This window comes from Mesotoga sp. UBA5847, assembly GCF_002432735.1.
GTDB lineage: Bacteria > Thermotogota > Thermotogae > Petrotogales > Kosmotogaceae > Mesotoga.
This window is the reverse complement of record NZ_DJGL01000003.1, coordinates 1-21,539: the sequence shown is the minus strand read 5'-3', so window position 1 is coordinate 21,539 and position 21,539 is coordinate 1. Positions and strand designations below refer to the sequence as shown.

Genomic DNA, 21,539 nt, shown 5'->3' with positions numbered 1-21,539 from the left:
TTGACCTGAGAGGCTTCCTGCGCAGCAGCATCACTTCCCGACGAAGTCGGCCTCGCCTCCTGCCGAAGGCAGCAATGCGTCCCCGGATGCTTTCCCGGGCATTGCGACCTGGCGTGATCTTCGCCAGCCTTGCGTCCGCCGATGTTCCTCGGCGCCTTGCGTCTTATTTCGGCAGTGACCGGCTTTTCTCTCGTCTTCTCGTCAGCATAGCGAACGTCTTGACAATGCTCTTTCACGATGGATGGCTTGCTCACCCTCAAATAGACAGCACATGTTGCAGACTATTTATATAAAAGACAATGAAGTGTAGCATTGAAGGTTTAATATTTTACCGACCGGTAAGTAAACATCTATTGGGGGTGTTATTCATGGGTATTGTAGAAAGCATGAAAGCTTCTATGCTGAGACAGGCAGGGAAGTATGTGGGTTCAGTTGTCAGAAATTCTTCGACTGAAAATATTGGAAGGCTTTTTGGTACTGTCGCCACTTTGACAAAGGAACCGACGAAGAGCGGTCTGAAGAAACTCACTCAGATGGCCAAGGAAGAGCATCCGATGATCGTTTCCTGGCAGAATGTCTTCAAGAGATCCAGTCCTAAGGCCGTCGAAAAGGCTATGACAAATCTCGTTGTAAATGAGTTCGCATTAGGCGAGAAGATTAGACAGGAGAAGATGCTGGAGCACGAGGTTGTTATTCCTAAGCTTCTAGTAATAAGTCCAACTTACGCTTGTAATCTCAACTGTGTCGGCTGTTATGCCGGTCTTTACGGAAGAAAGTATCAGCTCTCCAAGGAAGAGGTCAGTTCGATCATCCGGCAGGCAAACGAGCTTGGGATTTACTTCTTTATCATCACCGGAGGCGAACCATTCGTCTGGCCGCATCTTCTAGAGATTTTCGAGGAGTTCAACGACTCGTATTTCCAGGTCTACACAAATGGAACGCTCATAACGAAGGAAGTCGCGAAGAAGCTTGGCGAACTTGGCAATGCGACCTTTGCCGTATCAGTGGAAGGTTTCGAAGGCGAAACTGACTGGAGACGCGGACGAGGTACCTTCAACAAGATCAAGCAAGCATGGGAAATCCTGCGAGAAGCAGGAGTAATCTACGGTACTTCTGTCACAGCGACAAGACTCAACCACGAAGTTATGATGAAGGACGAGTTCTGGCAGTTCCTGAAGGACGAGGGCGTTTCTTATGCCTGGGTATTCCAGTTCATGCCAGTCGGTATGAATCCTTCTATGGACCTTGTCCCTACGCCGGAACAGAGATATGAGAGATTCTTCAAGACCGAGCAAGAGAGGCTCGGTGGAGACTTCGCATTCGTTGCAGACTTCTGGAATCACGGATTCCTTACGAATGGCTGTCTGGCCGCCGGCGCAAAGTATCTTCACGTAAATGCAAAGGGTTACGTTGAACCTTGTGTCTTCCAGCAGTTTGCGGTTGACAGTATAAGAGAAAAGAGTCTTCTGGAGATTTTGAAGTCTCCATTCTTCACGGCATACAAGAGAATGGTGCCTTACAGCAATAATCTCTTCAGACCCTGTCCGATTATTGACAATCCGAAAGTCCTCAGAGCCATGGTGAACAAGTTCAATGCGATCCCACAGCACGATGGAAGTGAAAACGTTGTCACAGAGCTTGCCGGACAGTTGGATGAGCTTGCAGCCGGTTGGAAGGAATACGCCGACAAACTCTACTATGAGGAAGGCTTTGCCGAGACCCATCCGGCCCACAGAGGGGTTTACGATTTTGATGTTAGAATGAGAAAGTACGCTAACAACGAAGAGAAGCTTGCTATAGACAAAAAACCTTGAGGGGACGGTGGATCCGGTGCGAGCGAATTTGTCTTCTAGAGAGAGGATTATAAAAGCCGCCCGGAAGGCCTTTGCGGAAAGAGGTCACGACGGCGTAAGCATGTCTGAGATTGCCCAGATGGCAAGTGTGAAGAAGGCCCTGATCTACTACTACTTTCCCAGTAAAGAGGACCTGTTTTACGAAGTCTGGCAATACTCGATCAACGAACTTGAAGATCATGTCTTTTCGGAAACAAGAAATGAGAGTATCTACGTTTCGAAGCTGAAGAGAATTCTGAGATCGTATATTGATTTCATCACAAGCAAGAATGAGATCAAGAAGATCATGGATCAGGAGAGGGCAAACCTCAGCCGAGAAGATAATGAATCCTGGAAAAGAGTGAGAGATAGGTACCAGATCTTGAAGGAAAAACTGTCTTCGGCAATAAACGATGCCAAGACCGCACATGAGATTTCCAAAGACGTAGATCCCGATAGCGCAGCAGACCTCATATTGAATGGTTTCAGTGTAACGGAAGACCCTAACGGGCTAGAAAGCATACGAGAGATAATCTGGAGGGGCCTGGTTAGCAACTCCGGTGAATGAACCCGACAAAAAATGAGAGGGACTCTGTCCCTCTCATTTTTTCATCCCCCTTCTTTTGAAGTCAAGAACCTCTCTAAATTTTGAATATCTCTCCTCAAACTTTTTTCCAGAGATCTTAAGAAACTGAAGATAAAGCATGTCTACAATCATCAGCTGAACGATCCGAGTGACCAATCCGCCTTCTGGAAATACCAGTTTGGAATAGTAGCTTTCCAGGTTCACTTTGGAGTAACCACTGAGCATGGATCTAGCAGGCGTTATAGTGATCACTGATACACCGGACTTCTGCGAAAATCTCAGCGCATCAATAAGATCTGCGGAAGTCCCTGCACTCGAAATGGCAACTATTACCGAGTCACTTTCCAGCGTGTACGCAGAAATCATCTGCTCGTAGCCATTCTCAATCAACTTAACTCTCTTCCCGCTCTGAAGCATCTTGAGATAGAGATCATGACCGGCAAGCGCATCGAAACCAAAGGCGTAAATATCAACTATCTGCGCTTCCGCTAGTAGTCGCGCCGCAGCTTCAACATCGTCCTCGTTCAGGCGCGAATATGCCTCGCGAATCGTCGATGACACGAGTTGATCATATGCCTCAAGATCCTCGATCATTACGGAGGATTTCTCTCTTTGAACAAGTAAGTTGAGCTCGCTTGCGATCGTCAGTCTCAGTTGCGTATAACCGGAGAATCCGAGCTTCTTCGCCGCCTTGATTATCATTGAGGGAGCTACCTCCAGTCTTCTCGCCAGATCTTTAACGGGAAGGTCAAGAGCCTCCTCCGGATGACTTATTACGAAAGAGGCAATCCTCTCTTCGGTTTCTGTGAGATGATGAAGCGCTTCATTGTATGATTGAAGAAGGCTACTCATTCTTCGGTGAAGGAGCCTCGCTGTCTTTGAGTACTTCAAACCATTTCGCAAGCTCCGCGCGAATCTCAGTAGGAACATTGGATAGGAAATAAGGATCGTCGTGTGTATAATCAATCATTCCTTCTGCAATGCCGACCCTCTCGGAACTCCCGAATAGTAGCTCCCCTGCCTTGGCCTTCGCAATAGTCTCGCTAACAAGGCGGTCGATATGCTTCAGAAAGCTTGCAAGTATTACCTTCGGGTTCAATGGTATAAGGTTGGAGTCAACGGTGATCACGTATCTACCCCTAACCGACGCCTCTTCAATGACTCCAACACCACTGCCGCCCGCTATTGAAAGAATTATGTCTGCCCCTGCATCAAACTGCTTAGCTGCAAGTTCTCTTCCTCTTGATGGGTCGGACCAGCTGCCTACAACACCAAAAAGAACCTTAGCCGAGGGATTCACCGTTACAACACCAAGTTCAAAATAGGGTCTCATTATGTTCGTCATGGCAGGATAGGTGTCTCCTGCTATCAATCCCACAACGTTCTCTTCGTTCGCACCCGGCAAATCGCTTGATGTAACAAGTCCAGCGAAGATACCGGCAAGAAAGGTCATCTCGCTATCTCTGAAGGCTGCAGAGTAAGTGTTTGGTATTGGCTCCTCAATGATTCCGTCCAGTAACGCAAATTTCTGATTCGGAAACATCTGGGCTACTCGCATAACACTTGCCGGCATTCCTTCGGTAAAAGTCATAAGAAGATCGTACTTGCCGAGAGCTGCGAGGCTGACCAACATCGATTCCCATTTTGATTGATTGTAACCGCCTTCGACAATCTTGATCTCGATCTCGTCGGAAGCCATTCCGAGGGCGCCTTTCTGAACGAGCTCATATATGGCGTTCCCGCCAATCTCGCCCGTGATCAAGATCCCAACACTGAATTTCGATGCGGCTAGTGCCGCGCTAATCAGAAGAAGCAACAACAAGAATATTCTTCTCATAATCTCACGCTCCATTTTTCCCACTCAATACGATTATAGTCGTGGTGAATGAAATTCTCAAGAGCGTGAATAATATTCTTGAATCGAATTACATAGTGGAAGATGAACTTGGAGTAGGCTTCTTCATTACGAAACCTTCATACTGGTTTATATTCTGATCCAGGAGTCTGACCACTTCAGAGGAATCAACAAGCCAATGAAGCGAGAAGTCCTCTACGAGCTCAGCGACTTGAACTCTTATTTCTTCCAGATCCTGGCCTGCCATATAAGAATGGTAGGCATATGACCACACGTGAGGAGTTCTTGGACTGGACGATCTTATCTTGCCGAGATCCTCCGCAGCGAGAGCAGAGTAGACCTCTGAATACTCTCCGGGGCTGTCAACTTGCCAGCCAACTTCGCTCCAACTGAAGAAACGCTTGAAGACCGACAACTCGGTAGCTTCATGAGCCTTAACCATGTGATCATCGATGACCACAAGCTCAGCAACTCCGTCACCGTCGAGGTCGACAACATTGTCTACCTTCATAGGGTCAACTGCAACTGCGAGAGAGTACACTTTGGAGTCGATGACAGTAATGTAGAATGCTCCTAGCGGAGTAGAATAATCACCCGTCAGAAACCTGAATATCGTGGTCTTTTCACCATGGTAGGGAACATCGTTGACAATAACCGGTGTCATTATTGTCTTCCCCGCTAGAGTTCCCACTACGATCCCTTCCTTGTAGAACGTAACCACATCTGGGATACCCATAACAGGATCGCCAGACTGGAATTCGAACGTGATTCTACCCGGAAGGAGCCCATCGTAACATTTCTCGTATACCCATAATGCAGTACTCTCGAGAGTCTCCGTGTTCAGTGAAGTCGCGCTTGCTGTAACAATGGCCGTAGGCAACTCAGTAATAGCGTCTGTGCTTACCGGAACCGAAGGGATTGCGATAGAAGGTGCAAGTTCTTCTGCAGGGTCCTCGTCAAAGAAACCATCAAGTTTGAATAAGTCATCAAAAGAATCCATGGCAAGAATCTCCCTCGCCAGATCTTCGAAATAGGTAGTTACTGTAGCATCAGAAGAGTCTGTAGAATCGCTGCTCCCCGCCAGACTAGTAATCGTTATAAGGACGAACAACACAAAAAATAAATAGCGAAAAAATGGCATTCTCATACTGACAAATCACCCACATCGCAATTATACGCTATTTTCGGAAACACGAGGCCAGCGGTTTGAAGAGAAGGCCTGAGGGAGCGGAATTTCTTGATTAGAGTGCGTGAAGCTGTATCGGCTAGTCATTATGGATATCGGATAACTTTAATGATTTCTTTAACCCCACGGGCTCTTACACCGCGCTTCTTTTGGAATTCACCAGCTGACAGGCTAGTTTCTTCCGATTATTCGACCACGGTGGTAAAAGAACCCGTGGTTTTTTGCTTTTTTTGTTCAAATTACTAGACTAATCGGAGGTAAATGATTACTGGTGAAGTAACTAACGTTCAGAAAGGAATAATAGAAGTGCTCTCTGATACAGGGGATTACTTTCGGTGTCTTCTAAGGGGTAAGCTACTGAGAAAAGAGAGGACCGAGAAGAATGTAGTCACCGTCGGAGACAAGGTCGTTTTCGGAACTCTTCAGAGAGAGCGAGGTGTTATTACAGAGGTTCTTCCAAGAAAAAAGTGTCTCGTGCGAAGAGGTGCAGGAAAAAGAGGGAGGCACTTGGATCAGGTGATCGCGGCCAACGTGGATCAGGTCTTCATCGTTGTAGCAGTAAAGGATCCTCCTTACCGCAAGAGCTTGATCGAAAGATACATCACTGCGGCGAGAGGACCCGATCTAGATGTCATGATCGTCTTTAACAAAGCCGACCTTGGTATCGATAAAGAGACAGCCGCGGATATTCGAAATTATCGAGAATTGGGTTATCGGGTTTTTCTTACAAGCATTATCACCGGTGAAGGCCTTGAAGAAGTTACTTCAAGTCTGAAAGGCAAATCTTCTGTGCTTGCTGGTAGTTCTGGTGTCGGAAAGTCTTCACTAGTAAACGCAATTTGTATGACCGAAGTCAATACTGGCGAGGTAAGTAATTCTACTCATAAGGGAAAGCACACGACAACCTCATCTCAAGTACACCTTCTTCAAGATGGCGGAAAATTGATCGATGTTCCCGAAATGAGAGAGTCTGCAATCAGTGGAACGGAAGGGCTTGACGAAGTCTTTGAGGATATCGCCGAACTCTTTGCCAAGTGCAGGTTCAGAGACTGCACTCACACTGTCGAGCCAGGATGTGCCGTTCGGGAGGCTGTGACAAACGGAATTCTTGATGAGAGAAGACTGCGAAACTACTCGAAGATGAAGAAGGAATCGTGTGGCTCTTGATTCCGAACTAAATGGAGGAGTACAGATAGTTGTTGAATAAAGCCTAGTTATTCAAGTGATCGGGCCATAATTGCTTTTTAGCAATAGGTTCTAACGCTTGCTCCTTTTGCTCACTGCTAAATTGGCAGGCCCTGCTTGAAAGAGGCAAAGGATGCGTAAAGACATCTCAAGTCCTTCCCGGAACTCCGTTTCTTACAAGCGCATAGTGAATTGAGAATGCGGTGGTACGGCTGGCATTCTTTTCGTTTTTTCCCTTGTTTAGTGGTCTTCTGATTCCTTCTGTAAAAGTTGAATCTAGTTCACTAGACTAGGATCGGCTTAAAAGAGAAACCCCCACACTCTTAAAAGTGTGGGGGCAAGCAGTCAACTTCCATAATCGTCTCGCATCGGTGCAATGATCAAATGACGCGATGTATTGCGTTGGTGGAGGCGGCGAGAGTCGAACTCGCGTCCGAAACCAAATTCCTTGAAGGCTCTCCGAGCGCAGCCTGTGATCATCGTCAACAGTCAAGACTTCACAGGCAGAGTCCGACTGTCCAAGCTCCTATATGTCCCCGAGAATTCGGAGCAGATCCACGGGTAAGGTCCGATTTTCTGACGCCCTTCATAGCCCACCAGACCAAAAAGCTATTCGGACGGCTACTTATTAATTAAGCAGCAAGTGCAAATTCGTTATTGGCATTTCTGCTTGTCCGGTTTTTTGACGCGGCTCCGGGACCTCGGCTCGCTCCTTCAAGTTCATTGACCCCGTCGAAACCGTTTCGCCCCCAATGATAAGTATATCATCGGTCCGTTTGGTTGTCAGTGAGACCGTGCTTTTCAAGCTTATAGTATAGACTCCTTATGCTTATCCCGAGTTCGTTTGAGGCCTTTGTTTTATTCCAGCTGCATTTGTCAAGCACAGCCTTTATGACCTCTCTTTCATAGCCATCCATTAGCACGGAGAGTTTTCCCTCCGGGAGTTGACTACGCTTTTCGTGATTTTCAAAGACTCCCTTTATGTGAGTAACCTTTATTACCTTCTCATCCAGCTCCATACTTATCATGGCTCTGCCGATGACATTCTCCAACTCTCTAACATTTCCCGGCCAATCGTGCTTTTTAAAGATAGAGATAACGGCCGGATCGATGGCTGTTACCACTCTTCCATACTCCTGATTTAACCTCATTACAATCAGCCTGGCTACTTCGGGAATGTCTTCGGGGTGTTCCTTCAAGGCGGGGATTACAATAGGGACGACATTCAGGCGATAATAGAGATCGGGGAGAAAGTTGCCTTCCGCAACGAGTTTCTCAAGGCTGACATTTGTCGCCGCAATGACCCTCACATCCAGCTTGACCGTTTCGTTTCCACCAACAGGCTTTATCTCTTTGTCCTGAAGAAACTTCAGGAATTTGGACTGAACCGAAAGACTCATTTTCGCGACTTCATCTAGAAAGACGGTTCCTTTGTCTGCCTCTTGAAGCAGACCTTTCTTTCCACCACGGCGGGCACCTGTGAAAGCTCCTTCAACATAGCCAAACAGCTCGGATTCAAGAAGGCTTTCAGGTAATGCGGCACAGTTGACACTTATGAAGCTTGCGTCCTTCCTATCACTAGAATTATGAATGGCGTGAGCAAAGAGCTCCTTTCCCGTTCCGCTCTGGCCGTTAAGCAAGACCGTCGCCCTTGTTGTCGATACTTTTCGCGCCTGGTCTATTGCTACCTGCATTAGTTTCGAGGACCCCGCTATGTCGTCAAAGGTGTACTTGGCCTTCACGTAACGAAGAAGCCTTCGAGTGTCCTCCAGTTCCCTGGCGAGCCTTTCGATTTCAGATATGTCGTGAATCACGCCAACGCTACCCTGAAATTGTCCCTTAACAAAGAGCGGCGTCACGTTCACTACCACTTCTTTCCTGTTTGGCCCTACCTTGAGTCTTGCATTGTATATGGGTTTTCTCGTCCTGGCTACTTCAAGATGGAGAGATGAACCCTCTGCTATGTCCACGGTGGCCATCTTTCCAACTACATAGTCCGGGCTCATCCCGGTTATCCTGGTGTAAGCTTTGTTGACAAGAACAATCTTTCCCTTTTCATCCGCAACGGAAATCGCGTCATATATTGCATCTATGATCGAGGTAAGAAGCACTTCCATTTCCTTGTGGTTAATTACCTCTTCGGCCATTCTCTCTACATTCGTTATGTCGCGAAAGACGGCCATAGCAGCGTGTACTTCTCCCTTTGCATTAACGATTGGGAATCTCGATGTTACTATGGTCTTCTCTTCAAGATACTGAATTCTGTTCAGTTCTGTTTTTCCGGTCTTCAGCACTATGTGAAGCCTGGTGTTCGGAATAGTCTCCCGTACAGGAGCTCCGACTGCTTCTTCGCCGTCTACACCCAGAATATCGACCGCCTCATCGTTTATGAAAGCAATTGTCTCGTCTGAATCGACGACAATAATCCCCTCGATAAGTGAATTCAGTATCTTCTCGAAAAGCTCTCTTTCCATCACTCACCCACTTTCGGGTTCACGCCACCTTAGGGATATATGTTCCTGAAGAGCCTTACGAAGTCCTCAACATCCAGTTCTTCAGCCCTAACGTCAAGCCCGATTTTGGAAGCCTTTAGAAGGCTCTCGGGAGAATCTACGAGGCCCTTCAGGTTGTTCTTGAGCTTCTTGCGCCTTTGAGAAAAACACTGCCTGACGAAGCCTCTGTAGGCATCTCTTCTTTCTCTTTCAATCGGCGGTTCATCCAAGAGCGAAAGCTCAATGACCATGGAATCGACTTCCGGCTGAGGGATAAACTCCTTTCGCGAAACCTGGAAAAGCTCGCTCACACTTGCAAATGTATTGACGTTCACCGTCAGTATACCGTATTCCTTCGTTCGCGGTGTTGCGATCAGTCTGTCTGCATATTCTTTCTGAACCATTAGCACGGCTTTGACGAAATCCGGCCCTTCAAACATGATTCTTTCTATAATCGGAGAGGTTATGTAGTACGGGATATTAGCGATATAAGCGGCCGGTTCCGGCAGCGACGATAGATCTGCCTTGAGGAAATCCTCGTATCGCAAAGTGCACTTTTCTCCTTCAAGTCTTTTGTTTCCCTCGACAAACCTCGTGTCGATCTCAAAACCGATCACGGTATACCCCAATTCCAGTAAGATTGAAGTGAGCGAGCCTGATCCAACACCAATCTCAACTATGGTCAAAGAAGGATCCAGTGAGGCCGACTCAACGATTCTCCTGGATATCTTTGCAGATTTGAGAAAGTTCTGTCCAAGCGCCCTGTTCAGTCTTATGTTTATCGATCGTTCTCCCATCTCGCCTCCATTTCAGATAGGTTCTGAAGAAAGTGCTCTACCTAAGGAAAAAACCCGTCGGAAAGACGGGTGTTTTTCTGGCGGAGAGAGTGGGATTTGAACCCACGGACGAGTTGTGCTCGTCATACGCTCTCCAGGCGTACGCCTTCGACCGCTCGGCCATCTCTCCAACAGTGCAATTATATAGATCATACTTTAAGTTGTCAACGAGATTCTGTGGTAAACTAAACCATAGGTATAGAAATGTTTATATTTGGGGGTGGTTTGATGAAGAAGCTATTCGGAACCGATGGGATAAGGGGTGTTATTAACGAAGAGCTTACGCCCGAACTTGCCATGAAGCTTGGCAACGCAATTGGAAGATACTACCTTGGAAAGTACAACAGGTTAATCATAGCTAAAGATACGAGAAACTCCGGTGACCTTCTAGAAAGCGCAATGGCTGCCGGCGCGGCCTCAGCGGGTATGAACGTTGAATTTGCAGGGGTTATCCCTACTCCCGCGCTAGCATATATCACCAAGAAGGAACAGACGCTAGGCGCAGTTATTTCCGCTTCTCACAACCCCGCTGTATATAATGGAATAAAGGTACTGGCCAAAGGAATGAAGATTTCAGACGAGGACGAGGTAGAGATAGAGAACCTGATTATCGATACCCCGTATCATTACACGGTCTACTCCGGAGTGGGCAAGACGAGGCAAGTAGATCATTACAAAGATGAGTACGTCGATTATGTGGTTAGTCTTTACAAGAATCAAAGACTTCCCAAGGACGGGATAGTTGTTGACGGCGCAAATGGCTCGATTTCTACAGTAATATCTATGGTATACGAAAGCCTAGGTATAGGTGCGGAGTTACGAGGGATCGATCCAAACGGATTGAACATAAACGACCAGTGTGGTTCGCTATTTCCTGAGTTCCTAGGAAAATCGCTCAGTCTGGGGCAGGTCGGTGTTCTATTCGACGGCGATGCCGACAGATGTCTCTTCGTTCTTCCTGGCTCGAAGTTGATTGACGGCGATATGTTGATGGCTCTGAATTCGAGAAAGATGGTCGAACAGGGAAGGCTGAAAGGAAATAGAGTCGTTGCGACGGTCATGTCTAATCTGGGCTTTGAGAAGTATCTCACTTCCAGAGACATCTTGCTGGATAGAACCAGAGTAGGCGACAAGTACGTTCTGGAAAGAATGCTGAAAACCGGAGTCATCCTTGGCGGAGAGCAATCCGGACATATCATCTTCCTAGATAGAAGCACGACGGGGGACGGGCTTATAACTTCTCTCGAAACACTGAATTCTCTTGAAGAACTTGGCGAAACACTTGATGAGTTCGTTCAGTCTTTTCCTGTTTATCCTCAGCTGCTTCGGAACGTCCCTGTTACCGACAAAAAGGCAATCATGGAAAACGCAAGGCTGAAGGACAGGCTTGAAGAACTCAAGACCAGAAACGACTTGCGGATAGTTCTAAGACCTTCGGGAACCGAATCGTACGTAAGAGTAATGGTGGAGGGTATTGAGCAGTTGGAAGTAGAACAAATCTGCCATGAGTTAGAAGAGCTTGTACAGGAGTGTAATGATGGATAGGTATATATATGTTAGAGGCGCCAGGGTACACAATCTGAAGAATGTAAACGTAGCTATCCCCAAGAACTCTTTAACAATCATTACGGGGCTTTCCGGCTCGGGAAAATCCTCGCTGGCTCTCGACACTATCTATGCAGAGGGACAGAGAAGGTATCTTGAATCTCTTTCCACATATGCAAGACAGTTTCTTGGGGAGATGAAGAAGCCGGATGTCGAGAGTATCGAAGGCCTTTCTCCGGCTATCGCTATTGAACAGAAGACCGTCAGTCATAACCCCAGATCTACAGTCGGAACGGTTACAGAGATACATGATTATCTCAGGGTGCTTTACGCAAGAGTAGGAGTTCCTCACTGCCCATCGTGCGGGCGCGAGGTTCAGAAGCAAAGTCTCGATGAGATTGTCGAGGGAGTTTTGAAGGATTACGGTGAAGAGGACAGAATAGCCATATATGCTCCCGTAGCAAACGAGAAGAAGGGAGAGTTCAAGAAGGAGCTCGAAGCTCTCAGAAAGAAAGGGTTCGTCAGGGTGGAGATTGACGGTGAGACATATGATCTTGAGGAAGAGTTGAAACTGGACAAGAATAAGAGGCACACGATAAACCTCGTTGTTGATAGACTTAGGGTAGACGCGGAAAACGCCTCAAGACTTGCTGACAGTATTGAAATGGCTCTTCATGAGGGCGATGGCTTTGTGGAAGTAGGCCTGGTTGATTCAGAAGAGAGAAAGGTCTTCAGCGAGAATTTCGCGTGCCCTGACTGCGGTATAAGCTTGCCGGAAATCTCGCCGAAGATCTTTTCGTTCAATAATCCATTCGGTGCCTGTCCAAAGTGTCACGGTTTGGGCTATACGATGGAGTTCTCGAAAGATCTTGTTGTTGATGAAAACCTCACCGTTCTCAAGGGAGCGGTGAAGACGATGTCCAACAACAGGGACAGTTTCAACCTGAAGATGATTGTGAGAGTAATAGAGTCTCTCGGAGACGACCCGGCAAAACCTTTCAAGGATCTACGAGAGGACATCAAGGAAGCCATCCTTTTCGGAACCAGCAGAGACATCTCCATGAAGTATCATTCCGATCGCCTGACATATGAGCTGAAGAGGCCGTATGAAGGAGTTATAAACAACCTCAATAGAAGATATCAGGAAACTCAATCTGAAGACATGCGTTACTGGATGGAGAGCAACTTCATGGTACAGCAAGGCTGCACTCAATGTAATGGCCAGCGTTTGAGACCCGAGGCTCTCGCCGTAACTCTAGGAAATCTGAACATTGCCAGTCTATCGGAAATGACAATCCAGGAGATCTACGACTTCATGAGAGAGATCAGATTGACTGATTATCAGCGCGAGATCGTTGGGGAACTCCTCAGAGAGATAGAGAAGCGGCTCAAATTCCTTGTTGATGTGGGGCTTGACTACATCACGCTATCTAGATACGCTATGACGCTTTCCGGCGGCGAATCGCAAAGAATCAGACTCGCGACTCAAATAGGCTCCGGGCTTACCGGCGTAACCTATGTTCTTGATGAGCCGACAATCGGCTTGCACTCTAGAGACAACGACAGGCTTATAAAGACTCTGAAGAATCTCAGAGATCTAGGAAACACTGTTATAGTTGTGGAGCACGATGAAGAAGTCATAAGGAGTTCTGACTATATTGTGGACGTAGGGCCTGGAGCGGGCGTTCATGGGGGAGAGATAGTCTACCAGGGGACCACCCAGGCGTTGCTCGGCAATCCGCCTGATCGTTCTCTCACCGGCAAGTATCTTAATGGCGAGCTTTCCGTTCCCAGATTCGAAGTGCCCGTTAACGCAAACGGAAAGCATCTTACCGTCAAACACGCCACAAAAAACAATCTCAAGGGCATCGATGTTTCATTCCCGTTAGGCAAGTTCATAACGGTAACCGGTGTTTCAGGGAGCGGCAAAAGCTCTCTGGTAATGGATACCGTTTATCCATCACTTAAGAGTGTTCTTGGAGGATCGAACTCTACCGGTGAGAAGCTAGCGGAACTAGAGGGATGGGAAGAAGTTGACAATGTCATTGTCATAGATCAGAACCCCATCGGAAGAACTCCAAGATCGAACCCCGCAACTTATACCGGGCTTTTCGATCATGTTAGGGATCTCTTTGCAAAGACTCAAGAGTCAAGAGCGAGAGGCTACAGCAAGGGACGTTTTTCCTTCAATGTGAAAGGCGGGCGATGCGAAGCCTGTCAGGGCCACGGGTTGTTGAAAATCGAAATGCAATTCCTCCCCGATGTCTATGTCGAGTGCGATGTATGTAAGGGAAGAAGATACAACAAGGAGACATTGGAGATACGCTACAGAGGGAAGACGATATCTGATGTTCTTAACATGACCGTAGAGGAAGCCTCTGATTTCTTCGAGCGAATCCCAATGTTGAACAGAATTCTCTCACTTCTGAATGATGTAGGTCTGGGATATGTACGCCTCGGACAACCGGCCACTACCCTTTCCGGAGGAGAGGCACAGAGGATTAAGCTCGCCTCTGAGTTGAAGAAGAAATCCACCGGCAAGACCTTCTACATCCTTGATGAACCTACTACCGGATTGCACTTCGATGACGTTGCCAAGCTTGTTCGAGTACTGAAGCGACTCGTCGAAATGGGCAACACAGTGGTAGTTGTTGAGCACAACATTGACGTGGTGAAGAATGCAGATCACATAATAGATCTCGGACCTGAAGGCGGGGCGCACGGCGGAGAAATAGTGGTTTGCGGGACGCCAGAAGAGGTTGCCGAATATAGACAGAGTCACACCGGTTACTATCTCAAGAAGCAGCTCTCGCAGCTTGAAACGTTTTGATACTGAGCCGATGTTCCTCGGCGCCTTGCGTCAACAGACTGGTTTCTAAATTCCCGCCTTCTCGTGAGCGTAGCAAACGTCTCGACAATGCTCTTTCTCGATTGATCTTATCAGAGGACGGATCCGTGCTCTTGGACGGTCAACGGAGGCCTGTTCTCATGTGGTACGGGGTTAGTCGTCGGTGATTATTCCAACTCTTCTGAAAGGAATCGCAGACAATAGACTCCATACAATAAGATAAGGCATAATTGAATAGGGTTAGATGACCAGTCTTGTAGACGTGTCGTGGCCCCTGGTGACAATTGATCCTGAACAGTATGGCCAAGCATTGCCTGGAGGTTGAGCGTTGGAGATAACGGTTGCTGAAGGAAGCGGCATCGAGCTCCTGTTGTTTTTATTCAGAGTGAATAATCATGAGAAAATGGCCCATAACGATGGTGAGTCATATGAACAGCTTTCGGAGTTGGTCTTCAATGCGCGACTTTCGATCTCTCGCAAATCTCTTGAGTGGCTCGGAAAGTTCTTCAGCTGGGAGGGGTTCCTGGGTCTCAGGATAGTCCCTTACCTGTTTATGGATGGTTCGCCCTCTCCTTCAGATCTTGTCGCGATTATCAGAAAGACTTCGCCCGAAAGACTCCTTTCTATGTTTCTTTGCGATGATTTCGAGAGTCCTGGAGAGCCCACAGATGTTTTCGTGAAATCTCTCGAGGAAGATGAAAGACGTGCTCTTGGGTACGTTTCTTCTATCTCTAATCTTCCTTCCTCAGATAGATACGAAGCGTTGGAGATGCTTCAACACCAGGCTGAAACTGCTGGGTCTTTCGTCGAATTGCTTGAATATGCCAGGAGCAAGCTGGATTCTTTTCGGGGATTTGAGGAAATCATCCATAGTTCAGCAAATCTCGTCAATGAGAACCTGAATAGTCTCGGAAGCAGCTTCATTCCATTTCTACTGGGTATCGAAACCAAGTCGTTGTCAGTAGAGAGAATTAGGCTCTACATCTCGGCGTCACTCGGAGGTTCGGTGATTAAAATCGATGTTCCCGAAAGAAATGCGATTATCTCACTTGCAGGCGTCGACAGAATAAGCAGGAGGAGTCTTCTGTTTGAGACGGGAAGCGGTGCAAGTCTGGCCGGTGCCATGGCTGAACGGAAATCGCTCGATCTTCTTCATCTTCTTCTGCAGTCAAGACAAAGTGTCTCCAGTATTCTTGAATTATGCGACCTGCATCCCCATGAGGCGATCGATATCCTTGCGGCACTTTCTAGGCAGGGATTGGTAATTCCCGAGATTCAAGATAAGAACCTTGTCTTCCGGACAGAAGAAGGAATCGTGGACGACGCTCTTGAAGAAATTCGGAGCCAGATAATCGGAAAAGCGGGCGAGTAACGCCCGCTACAAAAGTGTCTTTGCTAGAAAATCAGAGGAAACTGAAAAGAGTTCTTCTATCCAATCAATTCTCTGATACTTGTGATTCGCTCCCTCAACCGTATGGAGCTTCAATCCTCTGTCGAAGGCATACTTCTTGACAGGAAGATATGGTACTGATTCATCGTCGGATCCGTGAACTATGAGAAGATCTCCGTCATAGCTTTTCAATTCTTCCGAAGCGTCGACACTACGACCGTCGTCGAAGAAGATAGATCCGAGTTTCAATCCGAGTACGTCCTTATAATCTTCGGCAGACTCGAAAGTGTAATCTTTGCGGTTGAAGAACTCCTGGTTCATTATGACGGGAGACCAGAGAAGAAGGGCTTTTATTTCGGGGTGCCTGCCAGCAAACAGTGAGCCGACCATCCCACCTAAGCTGTAGCCTACGACACCCAGTCTGTCCGAACACCATTCCCGTGACCGGACGAATGAGTAGACCTCTTCTGCATCCCTCAGCTCTGTGAGCGGTGACATCTCGCTGAATTCTCCTTCGCTATCTCCTGAGCCCCTGAAGTCGAATCTTACGGTAGCTATCCCCTTCTCGACCAATCTCCTCGATAATCGAGGGAATTTGAACGTTGACACGATGTGTTCGCCTGTAAATCCGTGAAACATAAGGACCGTAGAAAAGCTTTTCCCTGTTGCTGGGCGCTCAATAATTCCGAATATCCTTTTTCCCTTCTCGCCGAGTGTGAAACTCTCCAAAATAGACAAATCAATCCCTCACTTCATCTCAGACCCAGTTTTAACTCGATGTACCCTTTTGTTCCTTCATCTATTGAGGCCTTTCCAGTCGCCTCGTCCCAAGTAAGTATTACAACTCCGCCGCCGTTCTCGATTTCCAGATTTCCTGTACTCGTTCCAGAAACTGACCTGCCGCCATTTTCAAGTTCAACCACCCATGGCAGTTTCTCGAAAAGCAACTTGTAGCTCTCTATAGATGAGTGAGTGATCTCCTTTTTTGCAAGGACAATGACCAGCAATCCTCCATTTTCCACGTAATCAACAATGAAATCGATCTGTTTCTCTGAGATCTCCATAAAGTCCTTCATGAAAGTATCTGAATCAGGCAAGGGAAGAATCAGCACCTGACCGCTGAAAGTAGTTTTCTCCGTCAACTCCCCAATTACTGGTCTCACTTCACCCCCGAGTTCCAGAAAGAACTGCGTCAAAGGCTTCAATTCAGTCACAAAGTAGTTCTCGTGAGAAGTATCCAGGTGCGCTAAGAAGCTTACGAAATCAACGTTGATTCTGAATGCAAGTTCACCGTCAACGAAGAAGTCTAGGGCCGCTTCTTCCGTTTCAAGAGTCTCAGTTATTTCCGCACAAGTCATAGAAGAGACTTCATAGTCTTTATCCAAAATAGTCTTCTCTCCGCTCTTCACTTCAACGGAAATCAGTTGATCCTCTCGAAGAGAGTTGATGAGGTCGAAGCCGATTTCAAATGGAAGCCCCTTCACCGGCTTTGGATTGATTGTTCTCGCATTCAGAAGATATTTGTTAGTGCTGCTTTGAAACCAGATTGGCGACGAGACGATTTCATTCCCATCGATTTGGTCGATCTTTACGAAGTACCAGTTGTATGAAAGCGGATTATCAACGTTCAGTTCTATGATCCACTCATCACCGGAAACGTCAAGTTCAATGACTCCATTGTTGCTGTATACTGCGGCCCTTCTTACAGGTTCCCCGGGATCGCTATACTCAACACGCAGAGTTGCCTTATGAATGTCGTACAGAATGTCGCCCATCTTTGCCACTTCAGTGACGAATGCTATGTAGGCGTTTCTATCTTCTGTGGCATAGATGTTTCTTGTCTTGAGAGCTTCGTAAACCTTATCCGTAGTCAACTCATCAATAACGAACGCAGTTCTTGCGTCATTAACAGTAGCCCACTGCTTTTGATGATTGTCTTGATTGGCAGAGGCTCCCACGTGCCAACCCCGATTCAGTGCTCGCTGATATCTTTCGAAATACTCTTCCTTAATCACATTGTTCGAATTGGACCCTGCCCCGTTTCCTACTTCAATAGTGTTTATATAAAGATCAACTTTAGGAAAGTATTCGAAATCGAAGAAATCACCGTACTTCCTTCCAGGGTGGCAGAATTGAGCAGTTGCCTCTCTATCCACTATCCACTGATAAATATCGTAAAGGTCTGTAGTGCTTCTGTCAATCCATTCCGATGTGTTGTAGATCGTTATATGACCGCGACTTGTCAATGTCCATTCAAAGCCAGATATGGCGATGAACTCACCTTCCACGGTGTACTTCTTTGCCATCTCAATAATCCTATCCAGCTTCCACGAACCATCTGTCAATTTGTAGTTTAGATCGTGGTCATGGTCGGTTATTGCCTGTATGTCAACAACACCGGAATTTCTTGCGTGTTCGAAGGCTTCTTCTGGAGTACCTTGACCGTCAGAATACGAAGTGTGTGCGTGGATGTTTCCAAAGAAAACTTGACCAAAGATAAGTGTGGCGGCAACGAGGAAAACAATTACCAGAAACTTCTTCATAACATCACCTCTAAAAAAGAGGGCAGCCAACGCTGCCCTCAGCATGTTCACAATGGATCAAAAGTAGTAGTCGTCGAGTACGTACTGAGCTTCTTTATGTAGATTCTTCAGAATTGCATCAACGTCTTTTGTCGGGTTAGACATTGCATCTTCCCAGGCAGAAGTTATCATTGCATGTACTTCTGGATATGGTCCATACCAAGGTCTCCTAACAGCGCTGTCTCTCAGCTGTTGATAAGTGAGAGCAAATCTTGGATCGTCTGTCATGATCTTCTGAATCTCCGGAGACTCGAAGGCAGAGATTCTGCTGGTCATGTAACCCGTGGCCAGTGACCATCTCTTCGTATTCTCAGTAGCAGTGAGGAATTTCAGGAACTCCCAAGCTGCATCCTTCTCTGCCTGAGGTCTTGCGGAGAACATAAAGACATTGGCTCCACCGATCGGAACAACTTCCTTAACCTGACTGGGCATCGTAGTTGCGCCAAGATCAAACTTTGCGTTCTGTATAAGATAACCAAGACTACCGGTTGAACGGACTACCATCGCGATTCTTCCAGACAAGTCTAGTTCATTTCCGCCGCTAACTCCGAATATGAATATTCCTTCCCTAACTCCCTTCTGGAAGAAATTCCATGCCGCAACTGTCTCCGGAGAGTAAATAAGCATTTCTCTTCCGTCTTCCGAGATGATCTGCCCACCGAACTGCCAGATGTAGGCTTCGAGAAGCCAGTCGTCAATTCCAAATCTGTAACCGAAGATATCTTCGCCCAACGTCTTTATCTGCTTGGCGGCGGCATAGACCTCTGTCCAGGTCTTTGGAGGATTGTCTGGATCAAGGCCCGCCTGTCTGAAGAGATCCCTGTTGATGTACATCAACGGGGTGCTGCAGTTCAACGGGAACCCAAGCAATCCCTGTTCATAGGTATTTGCCTGGATGAATCTCGGCCAGAAATCGTCGAGTGTTGCAGCAAATTCTGGATCTCTTTCGATGAAGTAATTGAGATCCTGGAATACACCTCCATCAACAAACTGACCTATCCTTGCCTGCTCAATCTGTGCAAGATTTGGAACGTCACCAGCTACCATGGCTGCAAGAAGCTTCTGCATGGTATCCTGGTAATTTCCCGTGTAAACAGCCTCAACCTCAATCTCTCCCTTATGCAGTTCATTGAACTCCGCTGCAATATCCAGGAGTGTCTGGGAGTATATGCCCGTCTGGGCATACCACATTGTTACCTTCACCGGTGCAGCGAATCCTATCGCAGCAACGGCTACTAGAAGTGCGATTAGAAATGTTCTTTTCATAAAAAAACCTCCCCTTTCGAAATTTGGGTCACTCTTTCAACCCCGAAATACTTATACCTTCCACAAACTGCTTTTGAACAAAGAAGAACATGACTATAATCGGAATTACAGCCGTCGTGGAGGCCGCCATTCGCAGTGTCCACTGAGTCTCCCAACCGCTAACAAACTGGGAAATACCAACTTGAATCATCTGCTTCTTTGCATCATTGATTACTATCAACGGCCACATGTATTCATTCCAGTGTGCAAGAAATGTGTATAAAGCCATAGTATAGAGAGCCGGCTTAGATAACGGCAGTATAATCCTCACAAAAATCTTCATTCTGCTTGCTCCATCTATGATTGCTGCCTCTTCAAGTTCTCTTGGAATACCCATGAAGAATTGACGCAATAGAAATATCCCAAAGGCCGAACTCATAAACGGAACAATGAGCGCCAGGTACTTATCGATGAAACCGAATTGTTTGACTAACACATAAAGTGGAACCATGGTAACTTCAGGCGGTACCATTAGAGTTCCGATCAAGATCATGAAAACGATATTGGCTCCTCTGAACTTTATCCTGGCTAGCCCGTAAGCCGCAAGCGAGTTAAAGATCAACTGGAGGAACATTACAGTAAGAGCTACAAAGAGCGTGTTCCCAATATATCTGGCAAGTGGAATGAGTTCAAAAGCCTTCACGAAATTCCGCAAGTCGAAGATTGTCGGCAGAAAGCTTGGCGGAATCGAAAAAGCGGCATCTTCCGTTTTGAACGAGGTAACAAGCATCCAGAAGAAAGGAAGATTGATGATTACCGCTACAAAAACGATCGCTGCGTAGACAATTAGCCTTATCGGCAGGGCAGGTTTTCTTCTCATTGATAATGCACCCTCCTTTTGCTCAGCCTAAACTGCAACAGGGTGAGTATGATCATCATAGCAAACATAACAACAGCAATCGCCGATGCGTATCCGAATTTCAGATAACGGAATGCATTCTCATACAGATAATAGGTAATAACCTGTGTGCTCTTCGCCGGTCCTCCGCTCGTCATAACAGAAACGGAGACGAACACCCTGAACGAAGCGATGAACTGCATAATGAAAACGAACAGAGTCGTCGGCGATAAAAGAGGGAGCGTGATCCTCCTGAATTTGCTCCACGCAGTAGCTCCGTCTATCTCAGCCGCTTCGTAGTAGCTTCTTGGTATAGTCTGCAACCCGGCGAGGAAGAGAACCATGTTATAACCTATACGCTTCCAGACACCGACGATTATCAATGCAAGAAGCGAATAATTCGGATCACTTAACCATTTGATGTTCTTTATACCAAAGAAAGACAGGAAATAGTTAATTAACCCGAAATTCGGCTCATACAGCCAACCCCATATTACTGCAGCAGCGGCCATTGAAGTGATAACCGGAATGTAGAAGAGCGTCCTGAAGATTCCTCTTCCCTTTATCCATTCAATATTGAGAAGAGCTGCCAGTAAGAGCCCAATGATAACCGAAGGAATGACCGTACCAAGAATGTAGATGCCTGTTACACTCATGGAGTTCCAGAAGTCGGCCGACGAAAAAAGTCTTTCATAGTTCTGAAATCCTACATACCTCATTGGCCTAATCATGTTCCAGCTAAAGAAAGAGACATAGAAAGCCCACACAAGTGGCAAATAAATGAATATCACCTGAACTACCAACGCTGGTAAGACAGTTGCCCAGCCGGTAAGCGCTTCCCGAGTTCGGCGCCGCAAATACATCACCCCACTGTTCCGAATATGAAAGAAACTGCTGCACGAAACTATGACTAACAAACATCAGGGAAAGATCACTCAAAATAAAAAAAGCCGCAACCTCATAACTGGCACGACTTTCTCATCATCTCTGTCACGCTGGAATAAGTTTAGCATAATAACAAGAGCAAAATCAACTCTTCGATATGCATCACAAATAATC

General features: G+C 46.8%; 16 protein-coding genes, 1 tRNA gene and 1 other RNA gene. 6 read left to right on the top strand and 12 right to left on the bottom strand.

Annotated elements, in window-relative coordinates; all coding sequences use genetic code 11:
- Nucleotides 1-368 precede the first annotated feature (368 nt).
- On the top strand, nucleotides 369-1,814 hold the full coding sequence (locus tag B3K91_RS00220; protein WP_099829451.1) for a radical SAM protein: 1,446 nt from the start codon (nucleotides 369-371) through the stop codon (nucleotides 1,812-1,814).
- 16 nt (nucleotides 1,815-1,830) lie between these two features.
- Nucleotides 1,831-2,400 (top strand): TetR/AcrR family transcriptional regulator, encoded by a 570-nt coding sequence (locus tag B3K91_RS00215; protein ID WP_099829547.1) that lies wholly within the window; start codon nucleotides 1,831-1,833, stop codon nucleotides 2,398-2,400.
- Nucleotides 2,401-2,433: 33 nt separating this feature from the next.
- On the opposite strand, the gene B3K91_RS00210 is transcribed toward B3K91_RS00215, so the two are convergent.
- The 3 genes from B3K91_RS00210 to B3K91_RS00200 all read right to left on the bottom strand — a co-directional run bounded on the left by B3K91_RS00210 (nucleotide 2,434) and on the right by B3K91_RS00200 (nucleotide 5,420).
- Nucleotides 2,434-3,270 (bottom strand): MurR/RpiR family transcriptional regulator, encoded by an 837-nt coding sequence (locus B3K91_RS00210; protein WP_292590309.1) that lies wholly within the window; start codon nucleotides 3,268-3,270, stop codon nucleotides 2,434-2,436.
- On the bottom strand, nucleotides 3,263-4,255 hold the full coding sequence (locus B3K91_RS00205; protein WP_292592770.1) for a BMP family ABC transporter substrate-binding protein: 993 nt from the start codon (nucleotides 4,253-4,255) through the stop codon (nucleotides 3,263-3,265). The genes B3K91_RS00210 and B3K91_RS00205 overlap by 8 nt, the downstream gene beginning before the upstream one ends.
- 88 nt (nucleotides 4,256-4,343) lie before the next feature.
- A complete protein-coding gene (locus B3K91_RS00200; protein ID WP_292592767.1) occupies nucleotides 4,344-5,420 on the bottom strand; it encodes a hypothetical protein in 1,077 nt (358 codons plus the stop codon).
- Nucleotides 5,421-5,720: 300 nt separating this feature from the next.
- Between B3K91_RS00200 and rsgA the strand changes: the two genes are divergently transcribed.
- A complete protein-coding gene (gene rsgA, locus B3K91_RS00195) occupies nucleotides 5,721-6,626 on the top strand; it encodes a ribosome small subunit-dependent GTPase A (RefSeq protein WP_292590312.1) in 906 nt (301 codons plus the stop codon).
- Between the two features lie 421 nt (nucleotides 6,627-7,047).
- On the opposite strand, the gene ssrA is transcribed toward rsgA, so the two are convergent.
- From ssrA to B3K91_RS00175, 4 genes are all read right to left on the bottom strand, one after another.
- Nucleotides 7,048-7,395: a transfer-messenger RNA gene (ssrA, locus tag B3K91_RS00190) on the bottom strand.
- Nucleotides 7,396-7,408: 13 nt separating this feature from the next.
- Nucleotides 7,409-9,118 carry a sigma-54 interaction domain-containing protein gene (locus B3K91_RS00185; RefSeq protein ID WP_292592764.1) on the bottom strand — a complete coding sequence of 570 codons (1,710 nt, stop codon included), beginning with the start codon at nucleotides 9,116-9,118 and terminating at the stop codon, nucleotides 7,409-7,411.
- A 29-nt stretch (nucleotides 9,119-9,147) separates the two neighbouring features.
- Complete coding sequence (gene rsmA / locus B3K91_RS00180) at nucleotides 9,148-9,933, bottom strand: 16S rRNA (adenine(1518)-N(6)/adenine(1519)-N(6))-dimethyltransferase RsmA (protein ID WP_292592761.1); 786 nt, start codon at nucleotides 9,931-9,933, stop codon at nucleotides 9,148-9,150.
- Nucleotides 9,934-10,011: 78 nt separating this feature from the next.
- Nucleotides 10,012-10,102 (bottom strand) — tRNA-Ser (locus tag B3K91_RS00175).
- Between the two features lie 98 nt (nucleotides 10,103-10,200).
- Here B3K91_RS00175 and B3K91_RS00170 point away from each other — a divergent pair.
- The 3 genes from B3K91_RS00170 (at nucleotide 10,201) to B3K91_RS00160 (ending at nucleotide 15,737) form a co-directional block, all read left to right on the top strand.
- Nucleotides 10,201-11,517 (top strand): phosphoglucosamine mutase, encoded by a 1,317-nt coding sequence (locus B3K91_RS00170; RefSeq protein WP_292592758.1) that lies wholly within the window; start codon nucleotides 10,201-10,203, stop codon nucleotides 11,515-11,517.
- Nucleotides 11,510-14,347 carry an excinuclease ABC subunit UvrA gene (uvrA, locus tag B3K91_RS00165; RefSeq protein WP_292592756.1) on the top strand — a complete coding sequence of 946 codons (2,838 nt, stop codon included), beginning with the start codon at nucleotides 11,510-11,512 and terminating at the stop codon, nucleotides 14,345-14,347. The genes B3K91_RS00170 and uvrA overlap by 8 nt, the downstream gene beginning before the upstream one ends.
- Nucleotides 14,348-14,693: 346 nt before the next feature.
- Nucleotides 14,694-15,737, top strand: coding sequence for a hypothetical protein (locus tag B3K91_RS00160; protein WP_292592754.1), 1,044 nt, complete (start codon nucleotides 14,694-14,696; stop codon nucleotides 15,735-15,737).
- 6 nt (nucleotides 15,738-15,743) lie between these two features.
- Here B3K91_RS00160 and B3K91_RS00155 read toward each other — a convergent pair whose 3' ends face one another.
- Genes B3K91_RS00155 through B3K91_RS00135 form a run of 5 tightly spaced genes read right to left on the bottom strand, consistent with a single transcriptional unit; the run spans nucleotide 15,744 to nucleotide 21,271 of the window.
- Complete coding sequence (locus B3K91_RS00155) at nucleotides 15,744-16,493, bottom strand: alpha/beta hydrolase family protein (protein ID WP_292592752.1); 750 nt, start codon at nucleotides 16,491-16,493, stop codon at nucleotides 15,744-15,746.
- Nucleotides 16,494-16,507: 14 nt separating this feature from the next.
- Nucleotides 16,508-18,298, bottom strand: a complete 1,791-nt coding sequence (locus B3K91_RS00150) for a CehA/McbA family metallohydrolase (RefSeq protein WP_292592750.1) — start codon at nucleotides 18,296-18,298, stop codon at nucleotides 16,508-16,510.
- Nucleotides 18,299-18,355: 57 nt separating this feature from the next.
- Nucleotides 18,356-19,603 carry an ABC transporter substrate-binding protein gene (locus B3K91_RS00145; RefSeq protein WP_292590317.1) on the bottom strand — a complete coding sequence of 416 codons (1,248 nt, stop codon included), beginning with the start codon at nucleotides 19,601-19,603 and terminating at the stop codon, nucleotides 18,356-18,358.
- A 28-nt stretch (nucleotides 19,604-19,631) separates the two neighbouring features.
- Nucleotides 19,632-20,462 (bottom strand): carbohydrate ABC transporter permease, encoded by an 831-nt coding sequence (locus B3K91_RS00140; RefSeq protein WP_214061023.1) that lies wholly within the window; start codon nucleotides 20,460-20,462, stop codon nucleotides 19,632-19,634.
- Nucleotides 20,459-21,271 carry a carbohydrate ABC transporter permease gene (locus B3K91_RS00135; protein ID WP_180979919.1) on the bottom strand — a complete coding sequence of 271 codons (813 nt, stop codon included), beginning with the start codon at nucleotides 21,269-21,271 and terminating at the stop codon, nucleotides 20,459-20,461. Before B3K91_RS00135 ends, B3K91_RS00140 begins: the two co-directional genes overlap by 4 nt.
- Between the last annotated feature and the right edge of the window lie 268 nt (nucleotides 21,272-21,539).

What these genes read in the sequence shown, in the direction of transcription:
- B3K91_RS00200 (WP_292592767.1), bottom strand. Translation starts at nt 5,420, where the DNA reads ATGAGAATGCCATTTTTTCGCTATTTATTTTTTGTGTTGTTCGTCCTT.
- B3K91_RS00210 (WP_292590309.1), bottom strand. Translation starts at nt 3,270, where the DNA reads ATGAGTAGCCTTCTTCAATCATACAATGAAGCGCTTCATCATCTCACA.
- B3K91_RS00145 (WP_292590317.1), bottom strand. Translation starts at nt 19,603, where the DNA reads ATGAAAAGAACATTTCTAATCGCACTTCTAGTAGCCGTTGCTGCGATA.
- B3K91_RS00185 (WP_292592764.1), bottom strand. Translation starts at nt 9,118, where the DNA reads ATGGAAAGAGAGCTTTTCGAGAAGATACTGAATTCACTTATCGAGGGG.
- rsmA (WP_292592761.1), bottom strand. Translation starts at nt 9,933, where the DNA reads ATGGGAGAACGATCGATAAACATAAGACTGAACAGGGCGCTTGGACAG.
- B3K91_RS00140 (WP_214061023.1), bottom strand. Translation starts at nt 20,462, where the DNA reads ATGAGAAGAAAACCTGCCCTGCCGATAAGGCTAATTGTCTACGCAGCG.
- B3K91_RS00170 (WP_292592758.1), top strand. Translation starts at nt 10,201, where the DNA reads ATGAAGAAGCTATTCGGAACCGATGGGATAAGGGGTGTTATTAACGAA.
- rsgA (WP_292590312.1), top strand. Translation starts at nt 5,721, where the DNA reads ATGATTACTGGTGAAGTAACTAACGTTCAGAAAGGAATAATAGAAGTG.
- B3K91_RS00220 (WP_099829451.1), top strand. Translation starts at nt 369, where the DNA reads ATGGGTATTGTAGAAAGCATGAAAGCTTCTATGCTGAGACAGGCAGGG.
- uvrA (WP_292592756.1), top strand. Translation starts at nt 11,510, where the DNA reads ATGGATAGGTATATATATGTTAGAGGCGCCAGGGTACACAATCTGAAG.
- B3K91_RS00150 (WP_292592750.1), bottom strand. Translation starts at nt 18,298, where the DNA reads ATGAAGAAGTTTCTGGTAATTGTTTTCCTCGTTGCCGCCACACTTATC.
- B3K91_RS00205 (WP_292592770.1), bottom strand. Translation starts at nt 4,255, where the DNA reads ATGAGAAGAATATTCTTGTTGTTGCTTCTTCTGATTAGCGCGGCACTA.